Raw genomic sequence first — 1,168 nt, 5'->3', positions numbered from 1 at the left:
TTGCTACAGTACTGCGAACCCCGATCGGAGTGGTGTATCAGACCCTTTCCCGGATACTGCCTCTGCCGCAGTGCCATCTGCAGGGCATCGATACATCCCTGTGCCGAGAGGTCGCCCCTGAACGCCCAGCCCACTATCTTCCTGGAATAGGCATCGGTGATCAGGCTCAGATATCCCCAGCGCCTGTTGAGCTGTACATAGGTGATGTCGCTTACCCAGACCTGCTCGGGACGCTCGACCGCAAGTCCCTTTATCAGGTTCCCGTACTTCTTCATCCAGTGCCGCGAATCGGTGGTGACCGCCTTCCTCTTCCTGGTCCTGATCTGTAGGGAATGCTCCCTCATCAGGGCGAAGAGATAGTCGCGGCCGATCCTGATCCCATGTTCCTGCAGGGGGCCGGAGAGCATATGGAGCAGCTTCCGGGTACCGATCCTCCTCTGTTCGCTGCGTATCCGCAGCACGTGCTGCAGGATGACCTCGTCCTTCAGACCGACATCCTGCACCCGCCACTGGCGGTCATAGTACGCATGCCTTGTTCTGCCAAACAGTCCGCAGATCAAACGGATCCCCATTGCTGGGGATTCCTGTTTGATCTTTACGACCGCTTGGCACCAGACTTTTTTCTGATGTCGATCTTGAGCTGTTCCTCGGCAATGTCGATCATGGTATCCAATGCCCTGATCTTCAGGTTTGCATACTCCAGGGCCTTCTTCAGGGCCAGGATCTCTGCCTCTTTGGGGTCTACGGGTTTTTTGTTGGCCATATCATCGGGTTTTGGGGAACTAAGTTCGGTATTTTCCCCCTTATATTCCCTGACCCATCTGGAGACCGTACCGCAGGAGATATCAAAGGTGTTCCCTGCCCGGTAGGCGCTCATCCCGTCCTGGACCGCCCTGATCACTGAACGCTTCAGCTCGGTGGTATACCGCTTTGGCCCAATGGGCTGTCGCCCGAACTTCTTCATCCAGCGGATAAGGCTCAGTTCGGACACGCCGTACTGTTCCATCAGGTCCCGGCGAGGGACCCCAAGTTCGATCTGATCCAGCATGTGGAGGATCAGACGCTTGTCGAATGGCTGCTTCTTACTGGTCCGCTCCGCGAACTCAAACTCTCTTTCTATTGTTTCCATACACTTTGTTTTTGTGTATAGCTTTTTTAGGATTGGACA

2 protein-coding genes are annotated in these 1,168 nt (G+C 55.1%); both read right to left on the bottom strand.

Annotation, left to right across the window (positions count from 1 at the left end; genetic code table 11):
* Positions 1–572 (bottom strand): IS3 family transposase (locus CRJ00_RS18085; RefSeq protein ID WP_144038204.1); only part of this gene is annotated, 572 nt, incomplete at its 3' end.
* Between the two features lie 23 nt (positions 573–595).
* Positions 596–991, bottom strand: coding sequence for a transposase (locus tag CRJ00_RS18700; protein ID WP_180268538.1), 396 nt, complete (start codon positions 989–991; stop codon positions 596–598).
* Positions 992–1,168: the final 177 nt, after the last annotated feature.

Origin of the sequence: Sphingobacterium sp. 1.A.4 (genome assembly GCF_002734245.1) — a bacterium.
GTDB lineage: Bacteria > Bacteroidota > Bacteroidia > Sphingobacteriales > Sphingobacteriaceae > Sphingobacterium > Sphingobacterium tenebrionis.
The sequence above is the reverse complement of the archived record's forward strand: the minus strand, read 5'-3'. Positions and strand labels throughout refer to the sequence as shown.